Annotated in this window: 16 protein-coding genes; 1 reads left to right on the top strand and 15 read right to left on the bottom strand. The window is 70.2% G+C overall.

What is annotated here, in order from left to right; translation table 11 throughout:
• Positions 1 to 5: 5 nt before the first annotated feature.
• Both IM697_RS15240 and pyrR read right to left on the bottom strand, forming a co-directional pair.
• Positions 6 to 983 carry an aspartate carbamoyltransferase catalytic subunit gene (locus tag IM697_RS15240; RefSeq protein ID WP_194048222.1) on the bottom strand — a complete coding sequence of 326 codons (978 nt, stop codon included), beginning with the start codon at positions 981 to 983 and terminating at the stop codon, positions 6 to 8.
• A gap of 87 nt (positions 984 to 1,070) precedes the next feature.
• Positions 1,071 to 1,640: a bifunctional pyr operon transcriptional regulator/uracil phosphoribosyltransferase PyrR gene (gene pyrR / locus IM697_RS15235; RefSeq protein ID WP_194048221.1), complete on the bottom strand. Its 570-nt coding sequence runs from the start codon at positions 1,638 to 1,640 to the stop codon at positions 1,071 to 1,073.
• Between the two features lie 253 nt (positions 1,641 to 1,893).
• On the opposite strand from pyrR, the gene bldD reads away from it, so the two are divergent.
• Positions 1,894 to 2,397, top strand: coding sequence for a transcriptional regulator BldD (bldD, locus tag IM697_RS15230; RefSeq protein WP_004002691.1), 504 nt, complete (start codon positions 1,894 to 1,896; stop codon positions 2,395 to 2,397).
• Positions 2,398 to 2,561: 164 nt separating this feature from the next.
• On the opposite strand, the gene nusB is transcribed toward bldD, so the two are convergent.
• The 13 genes from nusB to IM697_RS15165 all read right to left on the bottom strand — a co-directional run bounded on the left by nusB (position 2,562) and on the right by IM697_RS15165 (position 15,555).
• Complete coding sequence (gene nusB, locus IM697_RS15225) at positions 2,562 to 2,996, bottom strand: transcription antitermination factor NusB (protein ID WP_194048220.1); 435 nt, start codon at positions 2,994 to 2,996, stop codon at positions 2,562 to 2,564.
• 1 nt (position 2,997) lies between these two features.
• Entirely contained in the window at positions 2,998 to 3,564 is a 567-nt protein-coding gene (gene efp, locus IM697_RS15220; protein ID WP_194048219.1) for an elongation factor P, read from the bottom strand.
• Positions 3,565 to 3,615: 51 nt separating this feature from the next.
• Positions 3,616 to 4,722 carry an aminopeptidase P family protein gene (locus IM697_RS15215; protein WP_194048218.1) on the bottom strand — a complete coding sequence of 369 codons (1,107 nt, stop codon included), beginning with the start codon at positions 4,720 to 4,722 and terminating at the stop codon, positions 3,616 to 3,618.
• 213 nt (positions 4,723 to 4,935) lie between these two features.
• Positions 4,936 to 5,823 carry a Pro-rich N-terminal domain-containing protein gene (locus IM697_RS15210; RefSeq protein ID WP_194049718.1) on the bottom strand — a complete coding sequence of 296 codons (888 nt, stop codon included), beginning with the start codon at positions 5,821 to 5,823 and terminating at the stop codon, positions 4,936 to 4,938.
• A gap of 167 nt (positions 5,824 to 5,990) precedes the next feature.
• Positions 5,991 to 7,082 carry a 3-dehydroquinate synthase gene (gene aroB / locus IM697_RS15205; RefSeq protein WP_194048217.1) on the bottom strand — a complete coding sequence of 364 codons (1,092 nt, stop codon included), beginning with the start codon at positions 7,080 to 7,082 and terminating at the stop codon, positions 5,991 to 5,993.
• Entirely contained in the window at positions 7,079 to 7,597 is a 519-nt protein-coding gene (locus tag IM697_RS15200) for a shikimate kinase (RefSeq protein ID WP_194048216.1), read from the bottom strand. Before IM697_RS15200 ends, aroB begins: the two co-directional genes overlap by 4 nt.
• Complete coding sequence (aroC, locus tag IM697_RS15195; RefSeq protein ID WP_194048215.1) at positions 7,594 to 8,778, bottom strand: chorismate synthase; 1,185 nt, start codon at positions 8,776 to 8,778, stop codon at positions 7,594 to 7,596. Before aroC ends, IM697_RS15200 begins: the two co-directional genes overlap by 4 nt.
• Positions 8,779 to 8,962: 184 nt before the next feature.
• Positions 8,963 to 9,349, bottom strand: coding sequence for a hypothetical protein (locus tag IM697_RS15190; protein WP_194048214.1), 387 nt, complete (start codon positions 9,347 to 9,349; stop codon positions 8,963 to 8,965).
• Positions 9,350 to 9,399: 50 nt separating this feature from the next.
• The gene (locus tag IM697_RS15185) at positions 9,400 to 10,239 is read right to left on the bottom strand and encodes a shikimate dehydrogenase (protein WP_194048213.1); all 840 of its coding nucleotides are present in this window, start codon (positions 10,237 to 10,239) and stop codon (positions 9,400 to 9,402) included.
• Entirely contained in the window at positions 10,220 to 11,911 is a 1,692-nt protein-coding gene (mltG, locus tag IM697_RS15180; protein WP_194048212.1) for an endolytic transglycosylase MltG, read from the bottom strand. The genes IM697_RS15185 and mltG overlap by 20 nt, the downstream gene beginning before the upstream one ends.
• Before the next feature lie 124 nt (positions 11,912 to 12,035).
• The gene (gene ruvX / locus IM697_RS15175) at positions 12,036 to 12,500 is read right to left on the bottom strand and encodes a Holliday junction resolvase RuvX (protein WP_194049717.1); all 465 of its coding nucleotides are present in this window, start codon (positions 12,498 to 12,500) and stop codon (positions 12,036 to 12,038) included.
• Between the two features lie 35 nt (positions 12,501 to 12,535).
• Positions 12,536 to 15,208 (bottom strand): alanine--tRNA ligase, encoded by a 2,673-nt coding sequence (gene alaS / locus IM697_RS15170; protein WP_194048211.1) that lies wholly within the window; start codon positions 15,206 to 15,208, stop codon positions 12,536 to 12,538.
• Positions 15,208 to 15,555 carry a hypothetical protein gene (locus IM697_RS15165; protein WP_194048210.1) on the bottom strand — a complete coding sequence of 116 codons (348 nt, stop codon included), beginning with the start codon at positions 15,553 to 15,555 and terminating at the stop codon, positions 15,208 to 15,210. Before IM697_RS15165 ends, alaS begins: the two co-directional genes overlap by 1 nt.
• Positions 15,556 to 15,570 lie beyond the last annotated feature (15 nt).

Below are 15,570 nucleotides of genomic sequence, written 5' to 3'. Positions count from 1 at the left end.
CTGTCTTACTTCTCCTCGGTACGGGTGTGGGTGGCGGCGGGTTCGTTTCCGCCCAGCAGCAGATACAGAACGGCCATCCGGATGGAGACTCCGTTTGCGACCTGCTCGATGGCGGTGCAGCGCTCCGAGTCGGCGACCTCGGCGGTGATCTCCATGCCGCGGACCATCGGGCCGGGGTGCATCACGATGGCGTGCTCGGGCATCCGCGCCATGCGGTCGCCGTCGAGGCCGTAGCGCCGCGAGTACTCGCGCTCGGTCGGGAAGAACGCGGCGTTCATGCGCTCGCGCTGCACGCGCAGCATCATCACCGCGTCGGACTTGGACAGCGTGGCGTCGAGGTCGTACGACACCTCGCAGGGCCAGGTCTCGATGCCGACCGGCAGCAGGGTCGGCGGGGCGACGAGGGTGACCTCGGCACCGAGGGTGTGCAGCAGGTCGACGTTGGAGCGGGCGACCCGGCTGTGCAGGACGTCGCCGACGATCGTGATGCGCCGGCCGGCCAGGTCCTGCCCTATCCCGGCGTCCCGCCCGACCAGCCGCCGCCGCATGGTGAAGGCGTCCAACAGGGCCTGGGTGGGGTGCTGGTGGGTGCCGTCGCCGGCGTTGATGACGGCCGCGTCGATCCAGCCGGAGTTGGCGAGGCGGTACGGCGCTCCGGAGGCGCCGTGCCGGATGACCACGGCGTCGACGCCCATGGCCTCCAGGGTCTGGGCGGTGTCCTTCAGGGACTCGCCCTTGGACACGCTCGACCCCTTGGCGGTGAAGTTGATGACGTCCGCGGACAGCCGCTTCTCGGCGGCCTCGAAGGAGATGCGGGTACGCGTGGAGTCCTCGAAGAAGAGGTTCACGACGGTGCGGCCGCGCAGGGTCGGCAACTTCTTGATCGGCCGGTCGGCGACCCGGGCCATCTCCTCGGCGGTGTCGAGGATCAGGACGGCGTCGTCGCGGGTGAGGTCGGCGGCCGAGATGAGATGACGCTGCATCTGTCAGGCTCCGTAAGGCAGTTCAGGTCGGGAGAATTCGGGCAGGCGAGGCGTGGCGTACCCACAGGGGTGTACGCCGACTGTCTGCTAGGGGGTCTGCTTCGCGCCGAGCAGCACGGTGTCGCGACCGTCCTCCTCGGCGAGCTGGACCTTGACCGTCTCCCGCAGCGACGTGGGGATGTTCTTGCCGACGTAGTCGGCGCGGATGGGCAGCTCGCGGTGGCCGCGGTCGACGAGGACCGCGAGCTGGACCGCGCGCGGGCGCCCGATGTCGTTCAGGGCGTCCAGGGCGGCTCGGATGGTGCGGCCGGAGAAGAGGACGTCGTCGACGAGGACGACGAGCCGGCCGTCGATGCCGTCACCGGGGATCTCGGTGCGGGCCAGCGCACGCGGCGGGTGCATGCGCAGGTCGTCGCGGTACATGGTGATGTCGAGCGAGCCGACCGGAATCTTGCGCTCGGTGATCTGCTCGAGCTTGGCGGCGAGCCGCTGGGCGAGGAAGACGCCTCGGGTGGGAATGCCGAGGAGCACCACGTCGTCGGCGCCCTTGGCGCGTTCGACGATCTCGTGGGCGATGCGGGTCAACACCCGCGCGATGTCAGGGCCTTCGAGCACAGGCCTGGCTTCGGACGCTTGAGTGTCCTGCTGCCTGTCCATACGAAAGGGACCTCCTTCTCCGCCTCACGGGACGGACCTTAAAGGACGTCTGGTTTGCGCCATCCACCGTATCAGGCCGCCGAGGCGCGCCTCATCACCCCCATGGCCCAATCAGCCACCGATAGCACGGAAGCGTCGGTGTGGACCATTCGGCTTGACGCGCCAGAGTAACGCTGCGTAACCTCACAGTGAGTTACCAACCGCGCGGCACGGAACCCAGCGAGTCGCGTCGACACAGTGTCCGGGGAGCTATATGTCCAGCGAATACGCCAAACAGCTCGGGGCCAAGCTCCGGGCCATCCGCACCCAGCAGGGCCTTTCCCTCCACGGTGTCGAGGAGAAGTCCCAGGGACGCTGGAAGGCCGTCGTGGTCGGTTCGTACGAGCGCGGCGACCGTGCCGTGACCGTGCAGCGCCTCGCCGAGTTGGCGGATTTCTACGGCGTGCCGGTACAGGAGCTGCTGCCGGGCACCACGCCGGGCGGGGCCGCCGAGCCGCCGCCGAAGCTGGTCCTGGACCTGGAGCGGCTGGCCCACGTCCCGGCCGAGAAGGCGGGTCCCCTGCAGCGCTATGCCGCGACCATCCAGTCGCAGCGCGGTGACTACAACGGCAAGGTGCTCTCGATCCGCCAGGACGACCTGCGCACACTCGCCGTCATCTATGACCAGTCCCCCTCGGTCCTCACCGAGCAGCTGATCAGCTGGGGCGTGCTGGACGCGGACGCGCGCCGTGCGGTCTCCCACGCCGAGGAGAGCTGACCGCTCCACGGCTGAGCAGAAACGTACCGCCGGGGTGGCCGGAACCCATGAGGTTGCGGCCACCCCGGCGGCGTTCCGCCGCCTGAGGAGACCCCAGAGGTACAGAAAGACGCGGGAGGGGCCGCAGCGGTTGCTGCGGCCCCTCCCGCGTCTTCGGAAGACCCCTACGCCTCGTCCCGGCGCAGCGAGGGCTTCAGGTCCTTGAGGCGGCCGAGCAGGCCGTTGACGAACGAGGGCGACTCGTCCGTGGAGAACTCCTTCGCCAGCTGCACCATCTCGTCCAGGACGACGGCGTCCGGCGTCTCGTCGACCCAGATCAGCTCGTATGCGCCGAGGCGCAGGATGTTGCGGTCCACGACCGGCATCCGGTCGAGCGTCCAGCCGACGGAGTACTGCGCGATCAGCTCGTCGATGCGCTTCGCGTGCGCCGCGTAGCCCTCGACGAGCTGCATCGTGTACTCGCTCACCGGCGGCTGCCGGGTGTCGGTCCGGGAGAGCCGGATCCAGTCCGCGAGGACCGTCAGGACGTCGGCGCCGCGCTGGTCGCCCTCGAAGAGGATCTGGAAGGCGCGCTTGCGGGCCGTGTTGCGGGCGGCCAATTTAGCTGTTCACCCGGCCGAGGTAGTCGCTCGTGCGGGTGTCGACCTTGATCTTCTCACCGGTGGTGATGAAGAGCGGGACCTGGATCTGGTGGCCGGTCTCCAGGGTGGCGGGCTTGGTGCCGCCGGTGGAGCGGTCACCCTGGACGCCCGGCTCGGTCTCCTGGATGGTGAGCTCGACGGCGGCCGGGAGCTCGACGAAGAGCACCTCGCCCTCGTGCTGCGCGACGGTGGCCATGAAGCCCTCGACGAGGAAGTTCGCGGCGTCGCCGACGGCCTTCCGGTCGACCATGAGCTGGTCGTAGGTCTCCATGTCCATGAAGACGAAGTACTCGCCGTCCATGTACGAGAACTGCATGTCGCGCTTGTCGACGGTGGCCGTCTCGACCTTCACGCCGGCGTTGAAGGTCTTGTCGACGACCTTCCCGGAGAGCACGTTCTTGAGCTTGGTGCGCACGAAGGCCGGGCCCTTGCCGGGCTTGACGTGCTGGAACTCGACGACGGACCACAGCTGGCCGCCTTCGAGCTTGAGCACCATGCCGTTCTTGAGGTCGTTCGTGGAAGCCACGGTTGCGGAATCTCCTGGACTGACGTGGACGACCCCGGCGCACGCCACTGCCTACAGGGCGAGCAGCTCCTTGGTCGTGATGGTGAGTAGCTCGGGTCCGCCGTCCGCCTCGGGGCGAACGACGAGCGTGTCATCGATCCGGACACCGCCCCGGCCCGGGAGGTGGACCCCCGGTTCGACGGTGACCGGCACGCAAGCGTCCAGTTTACCCATGGCCGCGGGAGCCAACTGCGGGTCCTCGTCGATTTCGAGTCCCACGCCATGCCCCATCAGCGACGGAAGGCCCTCCGTGTGCCCCGCGGAATCCAGTACCTGACGCGCGGCACGGTCCACGTCGCGGTAGGCGGCGCCGGGCGCCAGGCTCTCCCGTCCGGCGCGCTGGGCTGCGAAGACCAGGTCGTACAGCTCGATCTGCCAGTCGGCGGGGGACGTGCCGATGACAAAGGTACGGCCGATCTCGCAGCGGTAGCCGCGGTACGTCGCCCCGAGGCAGACGGAGAGGAAGTCGCCCTCCTCGACGCGGCGGTCGGTGGGCCGGTGGGCACGTCGGCCGGCGTTCGGGCCGGTGGCGACGGCGGTGGGGAAGGCGGGGCCGTCGGCGCCGTGATCGACGAGGCGCCGCTCCAGTTCGAGGGCGAGATGACGTTCGGTGCGGCCGACGAGGATGGATTCGAGGAGTTCGCCCAGGGCCTGGTCGGCGATCTCGGCCCCGATGCGCAGACAGGAGATCTCCTCCTCGTCCTTGACGACGCGGAGCTGCTCGACGGCGCTGCCGAGGTCCGCCAGGCGCAGGCGCGGCACGACGGAGCGGATGGCTCTGTGCCGGGCCACGGTGAGGTGATGCTCCTCCACGGCGAGACACTCCCCGCCCTGTGCCGCCGAGAGATCGGCCGCCGCGACGGCGGCGTCGCCTCCGGCACCGGGGAGAGTGTGGATCCGCAGTGCCTCGTCGGGGCGGCCGTCGGTGGGGCGGTCGTCGGGCGGGCCGGTGCGCACGAGCAGGTCTTCGGTCTTGCCGAGGAGCAGCACGGCACCCTGCGGGGCGGCGCCGGCGAGGTAGCGGACGTTTGCTGGACGGGAGATCAGCGCGGTGGCGCTGCCGCTGGCTTGGCAGCGTTCCCTCACGCGGGAGCGACGGGTGGCGTACACCTCGGACATGACACGAGCGTAGGAGCTTTGCCGGGTGGGCGCCGGTTGGGGGCGTCTAAGTGGGCGGTGTCCGGATTGCTCGGGTTGGGGGGATGCCGTTCGGGGGACGGGTGCCACGCGGGGTTGTGTGCCGTCCGCGGGTCGTGGGGGTTGATCGCGCCCGCGCGGCGGAGCCGCATATCGACACAGCCCCGCGCCCCTTGGGGCATCCACTCACCTTGGCTACCAGTTCGGCGGGCTCGCGATCGAGCGTGCCAGTACGTCGTCCAGGACCCGCGCCGTCTGCGGTACGTCGAGCTGGGAGTTGTCGATGATCGGCAGGCCCGAGCCGTACCAGCCCGCCATGCGGCCGTGGATGCGGGCGACCTCCTCGTCGGTGAGACGGCGGTTGCCCGAGCGTTCGGCGTTGCGCTCCAGGACGATCTCCAGTCCGGGGAGCAGGACGACCGGCAGCAGGCCGGGGCCGACGTGGCGCTTCCAGCCGCCGAGCCCGACGACGGGGCGGTCGGGGAAGACCGCGTCGTCGAGGATGCAGGAGATGCCGTTGGCCAGGAAGTTGCGCGCGGCGAATCCGCAGGTGCGGCGGGCCAGGCGGTACTGGGCCTCGGAGTGGTCGTTCCAGCCGGACTGGGGGTCGGCGAAGCCCGAGCGGACCCATTCGCGTACGTCGTCGAGGCTGATGTGGGCCGTGGGGACCCGTCGGTGGTCCGCCCAGTACTTGGCGACGCTGGTCTTGCCGGCCCCGGCCGGGCCGATGAGCAGTACCGCGATGGTGGTGGTCGCCGGGTCCGGTGTCGCGGCGGCGGGCGGGGCGCTCGGCATGCCGACGGGGCCGCCGGGCGGCAGCGGCACATGGCCCGTGGTCTCGGGCGTCGGGGGGACGTGGGCCTGCGGCGGCGTGTGCGCGACCGGTGCGGGGGGCGTGAAGCCCGGGGCCGGAGGAGGCGGAGGTACGGGAGCTGATCCCTGGCGCTGGGCGGGGCCCTGGTGCGGGGCGGGGCCTTGCTGCGGGGCGGGGCCCTGGTGCCCGCCCGGGTGGTGTCCGGCCGGTGACCAACCGTGCCCCGACTGATGGGGCGGCGGCAGCGGAGAACCCACTGCGTGCTGCATCCGGTGCCACTCCGTCTCGTCTTCCATGGCCATTGACGCTGGCAGCGGGCATGACCCCGCTCGCTACCGAACGGTACCGCCCCCGGCCGTCGTTTGGTGAACGGCCGGTGGCGGTCTGAAGTGCCCATCGCCACAGGCGAATCGGACGGAAGGGTGGTTCGCCGGACTTACTGGCCGACTTCGCCGTACGCGGCGAGCAGGACGGCCGGGTCCGGTCCCTCCAGGACGGTGGGCTTGGCCAGGCCGTCCAGGACGATGAAGCGCAGCAGGTCACCGCGGGACTTCTTGTCGACCTTCATCGTCTGGAGCAGCTTGGGCCACTGGTCGTAGCGGTAGTGCAGGGGCAAGCCCACCGATTCGAGGATCGCGCGGTGCCGGTCCGCCGTCGCGTCGTCCAACCGCCCGGCGAGACGGCCGAGTTCGGCGGCGAAGTGCATGCCGACGGCCACCGCCGCGCCGTGCCGCCACTTGTAGCGCTCGTTCTTCTCGATCGCGTGGCCCAGCGTGTGGCCGTAGTTGAGGATCTCCCTGAGGCCCGACTCCTTCAGGTCCGACGAGACGACCTCGGCCTTGACCCGGATCGAGCGCTCGATCAGCTCCGCGGTGTGCGGGCCGGCCGGGGTGCGCGCGGCCTCGGGGTCGGCCTCGATCAGCTCCAGGATGGCGGGGTCGGCGATGAAACCGGCCTTGATGATCTCCGCGAGACCGGACACATAGTCGTTGACCGGCAGTGACTCCAGCGCGGCCAGGTCGCACAGCACGCCGGCCGGCGGGTGGAAGGCGCCGACGAGGTTCTTGCCCTCGGCGGTGTTGATGCCGGTCTTGCCGCCGACGGCCGCGTCCACCATGGCCAGCACGGTGGTGGGTACGGCGATCCAGCGCACCCCGCGCAGCCAGCTCGCGGCGACGAACCCGGCCAGGTCGGTGGTGGCGCCGCCGCCGACGCCGACGATCACGTCGGAGCGGGTGAAGCCGGACTGGCCGAGCGCCTTCCAGCAGTAGGCGGCCACCTCGGCGGTCTTGGCCTCCTCCGCGTTCGGCACCTGGATCGCGACGGCCTCGTAGCCCTGCCCGGCCAGGTCGGCCCGCAGCGCCTCGCCGGTATCGGCCAGCGCCTCGGGGTGGATGACGGCGACCCGCTTGGCCTTGTCGCCGATCAATCCGCCGAGCTCGCCGAGGAGCTGACGGCCCACCAGGACCTCGTACGGGTCACTGCCAGCGGTGCCGCCGACCTGAATCCGCGTCACTGCTTCGGTCATGCGTCCTTCAACTCCAGTGCGTCCAGGGCGGCTTGGGTCACTTCTTCGGGGGTACGGCCGTCCGTGGCCACGACCGCCGCGGCGACCTCTTCGTACAGATGGCGGCGGGCCTCCATCAGCTCCCGCCACTGCTTTCGCGGGTTGACCGCGAGCAGCGGGCGGGCGGCGTTCAGGCCGGTGCGCTTGACCGCCTCCTCGACGTCCATCGAGAGGTAGACCACCCGCTGCCCGGCGAGCAGCGCGCGGGTGTCCGCGTCCAGGACCGCCCCGCCGCCCAGCGCCAGGACGCCGTCGTGCTCGGCGAGCGCCCGCCGCACGGCCGCCTTCTCCAGCGCCCTGAAGGCCGGCTCGCCCTCGTCGACGAAGATCTCGGCGATGGTGCGGCCCTGCTCGGTCACGATGTCGTCGTCGGTGTCCCGGTAGCCGACGCCGAGCCGCTCGGCGAGGAGCTGCCCGACCGTGGACTTGCCCACGCCCATCGGCCCGACCAGCACCACCGCAGGCACTGCGCTCATCGGATGGCCAGGTTGTCGAGGTAGGACCGGACATTGCGGCGGGTCTCGGTCACCGAGTCGCCGCCGAACTTCTCCGCCACCGCGTCGGCGAGGACGAGGGCCACCATGGCCTCGGCGACGATGCCGGCGGCCGGGACCGCGGAGACGTCGGAGCGCTGGTGGTGGGCCTGGGCCTCCTCGCCCGTGGTCACGTCCACCGTCCGCAGGGCCCGCGGCACGGTCGCGATCGGCTTCATCGCGGCGCGCACCCGCAGCAGCTCGCCGGTGGTCAGGCCGCCCTCGGTGCCGCCGGAGCGGCCGGAGACGCGGCGGATGCCCTCGGGGGTGCCCACGATCTCGTCGTGCGCCTTGGAGCCGGGCACCCGGGCCAGCTCGAAGCCGTCGCCGATCTCGACGCCCTTGATGGCCTGGATGCCCATGAGCGCGCCGGCGAGCCGGGCGTCCAGCTTGCGGTCCCAGTGGACGTGCGAGCCGAGGCCGACGGGGACGCCGTAGGCCAGGACCTCGACCACACCGCCGAGGGTGTCGCCGTCCTTGTGGGCCTGGTCGATCTCGGCGACCATCGCCTTCGACGCGTCGGCGTCCAGGCAGCGCACCGGGTCGGCGTCCAGCTTCTCGACGTCGGCCGGCGTCGGGTACACGCCCTGCGGCGCCTTCGCCGCGGCCAGCTCCACGACATGGCTGACGATCTCGATATCGGCCGTCTCCTTGAGGTACGACCGTGCCACAGCGCCCAGCGCCACCCGGGCGGCGGTCTCCCGGGCGGAGGCGCGCTCCAGGATCGGCCGGGCCTCGTCGAAGCCGTACTTCTGCATGCCGGCCAGGTCGGCGTGGCCGGGACGGGGCCGGGTCAGCGGCGCGTTGCGGGCGAGGCCGGCGAGGATCTCCGGGTCGACGGGGTCGGCCGCCATGACCTGCTCCCACTTGGGCCACTCGGTGTTGCCCACCATGATCGCGACCGGGGAGCCGAGGGTGAGGCCGTGCCGGACGCCGCCGATGAAGGTGACCTCGTCGCGCTCGAACTTCATGCGCGCACCGCGTCCATAGCCGAGCCGGCGCCGGGCCAGGTGGTCCGCCACCATCTCCGTGGTGATCGGCACGCCGGCGGGAAGGCCCTCCAGCGTCGCGACGAGTGCGGGACCGTGGGACTCCCCCGCGGTCAGCCAGCGCAACCTGCTCAACGGTGCTCCTCAGTGCTCGCGCCCTGGTACTGCCCTGCGTACGCACGTCCTCGCGTACGTCGACGGCGCGACCAGGTGCGCGGCCCCGGCCCGCCACCTTCGATCCTCCCACGTCCGGCCCCGGTACCCGGCCGTCGGTCCACCAGGCGGACTGAGAACGGACGGCGCCGGGCAGCGGCGGGGATCACGCGGGGCCGTTGCCCTGGGGCTGCCGGGGCGCGTACGCACCGAGGTGGTCGGCTCCGCTGCCCTGCGGGTTCTGCGCCTGCTGAGGGGCGTAGGCGCCGAGGAAGTCGGCGCCGCTCGGCTGCGGGGCCTGCTGCTGGGGAGCGTAGGGGCCCAGGTGGTCGGCGCCCTGACCCTGCCCGTGCTGGGGGGCCATCTGAACGGGCCCGCCCCGGCGGGCGGCGCGCCGCCGGTCGATCTTGCGCTTCAGCTTGAAGATCCACGAACCGACGACGAGGAGCACGATCAGGACCAGCACGGGGATCTGGATCCAGTCCGGCATGAACTGCAGGATGACCTCGAATATCTCGCTCTTGCCGGACGCCAGCGGCACACCAGTGGACACGCTCGTACTCCCCCTCGACCCGCTCCGCCCCCTGCGGAACTCAGCGGATCCTAGCGGTTCGCGAGAGCGCGCTCGCCCGCTTTTCGCATGGCCTCCATGGGCGCCGGGACCCGGCCGGTCATCTGCTCCACCTGCAGCACCGCCTGGTGCACCAGCAGGTCCAGTCCGCTGACGACGGCTCCGCCGTACATGGACCAGCGCGCCGCGAGGGCGGTGGGCCAGGGGTCGTAGAGCACGTCGAACAGGGTGGCGGGGCGCTCCGGTACGGCGGCGGCGAGGGCGTCCGTCGTACCGGCCGGGGTGGTCGCGATCACCAGCGGCGCGTCGAGCGCCCGGGCCGCGTCCGCCCAGTCCGCCGTACGGACCTCGACGTCGAGCCGCTCGCCCCACTGGCGCATCTCTGCGGCGCGCGCCTGGCTGCGTACGTACGCCACGACCTCACCGGTGCAGATGCGCGCGAGCGCGGCCAGCGCGGAGGACGCCGTGGCGCCGGCGCCGAGGACCGCGGCCGAGTCGACCTGTTCGATGCCGCGTTCCCGCAGCGCGGCGACCATGCCGGGGATGTCGGTGTTGTCGCCGGTGCGGCGGCCGTCCTCGGTCAGGACGACGGTGTTGACCGCCTCGACGGAGGCCGCCGTCTCGCTGATCTCGTCGAGCAGCGGGATGACGGCGCGCTTGAGCGGCATGGTCAGCGACAACCCGGCCCACTCCGGCCCGAGTTCCGCGATGAACCCGGGCAGGGCGGCCTCGTCGATCTCGAACCGGTCGTACGACCAGCCCGTGAGTCCCAGTTCCTCGTAGGCGGCGCGGTGCAGCACCGGGGAGAGGGAGTGGGCGATGGGCGAACCTAGGACGGCGGCCCGGCGGGCGTCAGTTGCCCCTGCTCTCATTGAACTTGTCCTTGAGCTTCAGGAAATCATCGTGGGTCTTGGCGAATTCTGTCTTGTTCACGCCGTCGGTCGCCACGAAGTAGTACCAACCCTGGTCTGTCGGATTCAGCGTCCCCTTCAGCGCACCCTCGCCCGGGTTGTCGATGGGACCGGGCGGCAGACCCTTCTGCGTGTACGTGTTGTACGGGTCCTGGTTGCTCTTGATCTCCGACTCGCTGATGTCGATGTTGCTCTGACCCTTCAGGTAATTGAAGGTCGAGTCGAACTGCAGGGCACCGTAGGTCTCGGGATTCGCGAGGTCGAGGCGGTTGTAGACCACTTCCGCCATCTTGCGGTAGTCGTCGTCGGTCTTGCCCTCGGCCTGGACGAGGCTCGCGACCGTGATGACCTGCAGCGGGTTCTCCAGCTTGAGGGCCTTGGCCTTGTCCTGAAGGTCCAGCGCCTCGTACTTGTTCGCGGCCCGGGTGACCATTTCCTTCAGGACGACCTCGGGCTTCATGCCCTTGGCGGCAGGGTAGGTGCCCGGGTAGAGGAAGCCCTCCAGCGGATCCTTGATGTCGCTGTCGCTGTTCGCCCAGCTCGGAAGTCCGAGGCTCTTGTATTTCTCCCCGGCGACCTTCTTGGTGGTGCCGGACGACAATTCGAGCTTTTCGTCGATCGCCTTGTAGACCTGCGCATTGCGTTCGCCAGGCCTGACCAGGACGTTGTTCTGACTTTCGGGGCTGAGCATCATCTCGACGGCGCTGGCGGCGGACATCTGCTTCTTCAGCAGATAGGCGCCCGCCTGGATCTTGTCCCCGTCGGGATTCTTCTGCTGGGCGGCGACGAACGCGTCGACGCTCTTCACCACCCCGGCCGCCTTGAGCCGTTGGCCGATCTCGGATCCGAAGGCACCCTTGGGGATCTCGACGGTCACCGACTCGCTCGTACCGTCCCCGGCGAAGTCCGGCGCCGCGCCGAAACGATCCTGGTAAAACTGATAGCCGAAATATCCGACTCCGCCCACGCCTCCGGCGAACACCAGCGCGACCACCAGACAGGCGCATCCGCTGCGGCGTTTCTTGGGCTTGTCGCCTCGGCCCCGGCGGTCGCCGCGGCCCCGGCCGCCCTCGCCGTCGTCGGAGTCGTCGTCATCGTCGCCACCGGCGAAGAACGCGTGTTCACCCTGGTCGGGGCCCGGATCCCAGTCGGTCTGCGGCGGCTCCGGCTCGGTGTGACGTCGGCTCGGCGGCTCCGGCGGCGGGTAGGCGTCGGGCGTGTCGTAGTAGTCGGCCTGCTCACCGCCGTAGGAGGCGGCCCGCTGCCCGTAGGGGTCGCCCGGGTCGGGGTACTGGGCGTGCGCGTGGGTGCCGGTGCCCCAGCCGTTGGTGTCGTACGACTGCTGCCCCTGGCCGGCGTACTGCTGCTGGTCGTACTGCTGCTGGTCGTACGGCTGCGGGTACTGCTCGTGCTGCCCCTGCTGCGGGTACTGCTGCGCCTGACCGTATGCGGCCTGCTGGCCGTTGCCCCAGTCGCCGTAGTGCTGCGGCTGCTGCGGATAGTGCTGCGGCTGGCCGCCGTAGGCAGCCTGCTGGCCCGTGTGGGCCTGCTGCCCTTCCCATCCGCCGTCCCCGTACAACGGGTCCTCCGGATGCCACGGTTCGGAGCCTGGGCTCCGGCCATACTCAGTCATCGATCCCCTAGAGCCGCGAGGCGGCGGTCACGCGGCTGCTGAAGATCCGGTTACCGTCCCGCCTCTCTCTGTGCACCGGTTGTTCGAACACCGGCACATCGCGCGGAACGTTACCGTATCGCGATCAGATAACCACTTCGACGCTCTCTCCGGGGGCTTTACCTGACACCCGTTCGGATTCCAGCGCCTGCTGCAAGATAATCACAGCGGCCGCCTGATCGATCACCGACCGGCCCTTCTTCGACTTCACGCCCGAGGCGCGCAGCCCCTGACTGGCCGTCACGGTCGTCATCCGCTCGTCCACGAGCCTGACCGGTACGGGCGCGATCATGCGGGCGAGTTCCTGGGCGAAGCCCCGGACCTTGACCGCGGCCGGTCCCTCGCCGCCCTTGAGGGAGCGGGGCAGGCCGACGACCACCTCGATCGGCTCGTACTCCTCGACGAGTTGCCTGAGACGGCGGTGGGCTGCGGGGATGTCCCGGCCCGGGACCGTCTCCACCGGGGTGGCGAGGATCCCGTCGGGGTCGCACGAGGCGACGCCGATACGGGCGTCGCCTACGTCGATCGCGAGACGACGGCCGCGGCGCATGCCCCGGCCGTCGCCCCCTGCGGGTGTGTCGTCGCTCACTTGGCCGTTTCCGTCACGAGCCGTTCGACGGCGTCGACGGCGTCACCGATGGCGGCCGGGTTCTGGCCGCCGCCCTGGGCGACGTCCGGCTTGCCGCCACCGCCGCCGCCGAGGGTCTTGGCGGCCGTACGGACCAGGTCGCCGGCCTTGAGACCGCGCTCGCGGGCGGCCTCGTTGGTGGCGATGACCGTCAGCGGCTTGCCGTTGTTGACGGTGAACAGGGCGACCACGGCGGCGCGTCCGCCCCGGATACGGCCGCGCACGTCGAGGACCAGCTTGCGCAGGTCGTCCGGGGTCGTGCCGTCGGGGACCTGGCCGGTGACGACGGCGATGCCGCGCACGTCCTTGGCGGACTCGGCGAGACCGGCGGCGGCCTGGAGGACCTTCTCGGCGCGGAACTTCTCGATCTCCTTCTCGGCGTCCTTCAGCTTGCCGAGCATGGCGGAGACCTTCTCCGGGAGCTCCTCCGGGCGGCCCTTGATCAGCTCCTGGAGCTGGGCGACGACCGTGTGTTCACGGGCCAGGAAGTTGTAGGCGTCCACGCCGACCAGGGCCTCGATACGGCGCACCCCGGAGCCGATGGACGACTCGCCGAGCAGCTTCACCAGGCCGAGCTGGGCGGTGTTGTGCACGTGAGTGCCGCCGCACAGCTCCTTGGAGAAGTCGCCGATGGTCACGACCCGGACCCGCTCGCCGTACTTCTCGCCGAACTCGGCGATGGCGCCCTGCTTCTTGGCCTCGTCGATGCCCATGATCTCGGCGTTCACGTCGAGGTCGCGGGCGAGCACCTCGTTGATCTTCTGCTCGACGTCGGTCATCACGGCCGTGGGCACGGCGGACGGCGAGCCGAAGTCGAAGCGGAAGCGGCCGGGCTGGTTCTCGGAACCGGCCTGGGCGGCCGTCGGGCCGAGGGCGTCGCGCAGGGCCTGGTGGGTGAGGTGGGTGGCCGAGTGGGCGCGGGCGATGGCCTTGCGGCGGCGGTTGTCGATGGAGGCATGGGCCTTGGCACCGACCGTCACCTCGCCGACCTGGACGACGCCCTTGTGGACGTACACGCCGGGCACCGGCTTCTGGCAGTCGCGGATCTCGATGACGGCACCGGAGTCGACCTTGATCTTGCCGGTGTCGCCGATCTGGCCGCCGCCTTCGGCGTAGAACGGGGTGCGGTCGAGGACGATCTCGACCTCGTCGCCCTCGGTGGCGGCCGGGGAGGAGGCGCCGTCGACGAGGATGCCGACGACGGTGGACTCGCCCTCGGTGTCGCTGTAGCCGATGAAGTCGGTCGCGCCGACCTTGTCGGCGATCTCCCGGTAGGCGCCGGCGCCGGCGTGGCCGGTCTTCTTGGCCTGGGCGTCGGCCTTGGCGCGCTCGCGCTGCTGCTTCATCAGGCGGCGGAAGCCGTCCTCGTCCACGGAGAGGCCCTGCTCGGCGGCCATCTCCAGGGTGAGGTCGATCGGGAAGCCCCAGGTGTCGTGGAGCAGGAACGCCTTGTCGCCGGGCAGCACGGTGGAGCCGGCGGCCTTGGTGTCGGTGACGGCCGTGTCGAGGATGTTGGTGCCGGCCTTCAGCGTCTTGAGGAAGGCGTTCTCCTCGGCGAGGGCGACCTTCTCGATGCGCTCGCGGTCGGTGATCAGCTCCGGGTACTGCTGGCCCATCATGCCGATCACGACGTCGATGAGGTCCTTGACGACCGGGCCGGTGGCCCCCAGCAGGCGCATGTTGCGGATGGCGCGGCGCATGATGCGGCGCAGGACGTAGCCGCGGCCCTCGTTGCCGGGGGTGACGCCGTCGCCGATGAGCATGGTGGCCGTACGCATGTGGTCGGTGACCACGCGCAGGGAGACGTCCGAGGTGTGGGCGTCGCCGTAGGCGACACCGGTCAGCTCGGTGGCCTTCTTGATGACGGCCATGGAGGTGTCGATCTCGTACATGTTCTGCACGCCCTGCAGAATCATGGCGAGACGCTCCAGGCCGAGGCCGGTGTCGATGTTCTTGCTCGGCAGCTCGCCGAGGATCTCGAAGTTGTCCTTGCCGGTGCCCTCGCCGCGCTCGTACTGCATGAAGACGAGGTTCCAGATCTCCACGTACCGCTCGTCGTTGACGGCGGGGCCGCCCTCGACGCCGAACTCGGGGCCGCGGTCGTAGTTGATCTCGGAGCAGGGGCCGCAGGGTCCGGGGACGCCCATGGACCAGTAGTTGTCCTTCATGCCGAGGCGCTGGATGCGCTCCTTCGGCACGCCGACGACCTCGTGCCAGATGCGCTCGGCCTCGTCGTCGTCCTTGTAGACGGTGATCCAGAGCTTCTCCGGCTCCAGGCCGTAACCGCCCTTGTCCTGGGGGCTGGTGAGCAGCTCCCAGGCGAGCTTGATGGCGCCTTCCTTGAAGTAGTCGCCGAAGGAGAAGTTGCCGCACATCTGGAAGAACGTGCCGTGCCGGGTGGTCTTGCCGACCTCTTCGATGTCCGGAGTACGGACGCACTTCTGGACGCTGGTGGCGCGGTCGAAGGGCGGCTTGACCTCACCCAGGAAGTAGGGCTTGAAGGGCACCATGCCGGCCGGGACGAGGAGCAGAGTCGGGTCGTCCGCGATGAGCGACGCCGAAGGGACGACGGTGTGCCCGCGCTCCTCGAAGAAGCTCAGCCAGCGGCGGCGAATCTCGGCCGACTCCATCAGTGGTCCTCATTCCGGTTGTACGAGTACGTCGGGTTCTCGACGTACTTCGGGTTGCTGCGGTTGTTCTCGATGGCGGCGTACCGCCGGGGCACGGGGAGTTCGGGGCTGTCCTGGATGCCGAGCGCGTCCTCCAGCTCGGCCTCCCGCTGGGCCATGTTCTCGCGGACGTCGAGCGCGAAGCCCACCGCACGGTCCTTGAGCCGCTGACCGGTCTCCAGGGCCTTGTTCGCCGCGGTCGCGGCAAGGCTCTCCGGGGTCAGCTGCCTCAGTTTGCGGTTGACCTTGGTGGTGGCCCACACACCGGCGGCGACGCCCGTGCTGAACCAGAACGTACGACGGAACATCGCTCGGTCTCAGTC

Source organism: Streptomyces ferrugineus, assembly GCF_015160855.1.
Classification (GTDB): domain Bacteria; phylum Actinomycetota; class Actinomycetes; order Streptomycetales; family Streptomycetaceae; genus Streptomyces; species Streptomyces ferrugineus.
This window is presented reverse-complemented; position numbering and strand designations above follow the sequence as displayed.

Coding starts and splice junctions, on each gene's coding strand:
- alaS (WP_194048211.1), bottom strand. CDS start 15,208: ATGGAGTCGGCCGAGATTCGCCGCCGCTGGCTGAGCTTCTTCGAGGAG.
- aroB (WP_194048217.1), bottom strand. CDS start 7,082: ATGACCGAAGCAGTGACGCGGATTCAGGTCGGCGGCACCGCTGGCAGT.
- IM697_RS15185 (WP_194048213.1), bottom strand. CDS start 10,239: ATGAGAGCAGGGGCAACTGACGCCCGCCGGGCCGCCGTCCTAGGTTCG.
- mltG (WP_194048212.1), bottom strand. CDS start 11,911: ATGACTGAGTATGGCCGGAGCCCAGGCTCCGAACCGTGGCATCCGGAG.
- pyrR (WP_194048221.1), bottom strand. CDS start 1,640: ATGGACAGGCAGCAGGACACTCAAGCGTCCGAAGCCAGGCCTGTGCTC.
- bldD (WP_004002691.1), top strand. CDS start 1,894: ATGTCCAGCGAATACGCCAAACAGCTCGGGGCCAAGCTCCGGGCCATC.
- IM697_RS15240 (WP_194048222.1), bottom strand. CDS start 983: ATGCAGCGTCATCTCATCTCGGCCGCCGACCTCACCCGCGACGACGCC.
- IM697_RS15200 (WP_194048216.1), bottom strand. CDS start 7,597: ATGAGCGCAGTGCCTGCGGTGGTGCTGGTCGGGCCGATGGGCGTGGGC.
- IM697_RS15210 (WP_194049718.1), bottom strand. CDS start 5,823: ATGCAGCACGCAGTGGGTTCTCCGCTGCCGCCGCCCCATCAGTCGGGG.
- IM697_RS15165 (WP_194048210.1), bottom strand. CDS start 15,555: ATGTTCCGTCGTACGTTCTGGTTCAGCACGGGCGTCGCCGCCGGTGTG.
- ruvX (WP_194049717.1), bottom strand. CDS start 12,500: ATGCGCCGCGGCCGTCGTCTCGCGATCGACGTAGGCGACGCCCGTATC.
- IM697_RS15215 (WP_194048218.1), bottom strand. CDS start 4,722: ATGTCCGAGGTGTACGCCACCCGTCGCTCCCGCGTGAGGGAACGCTGC.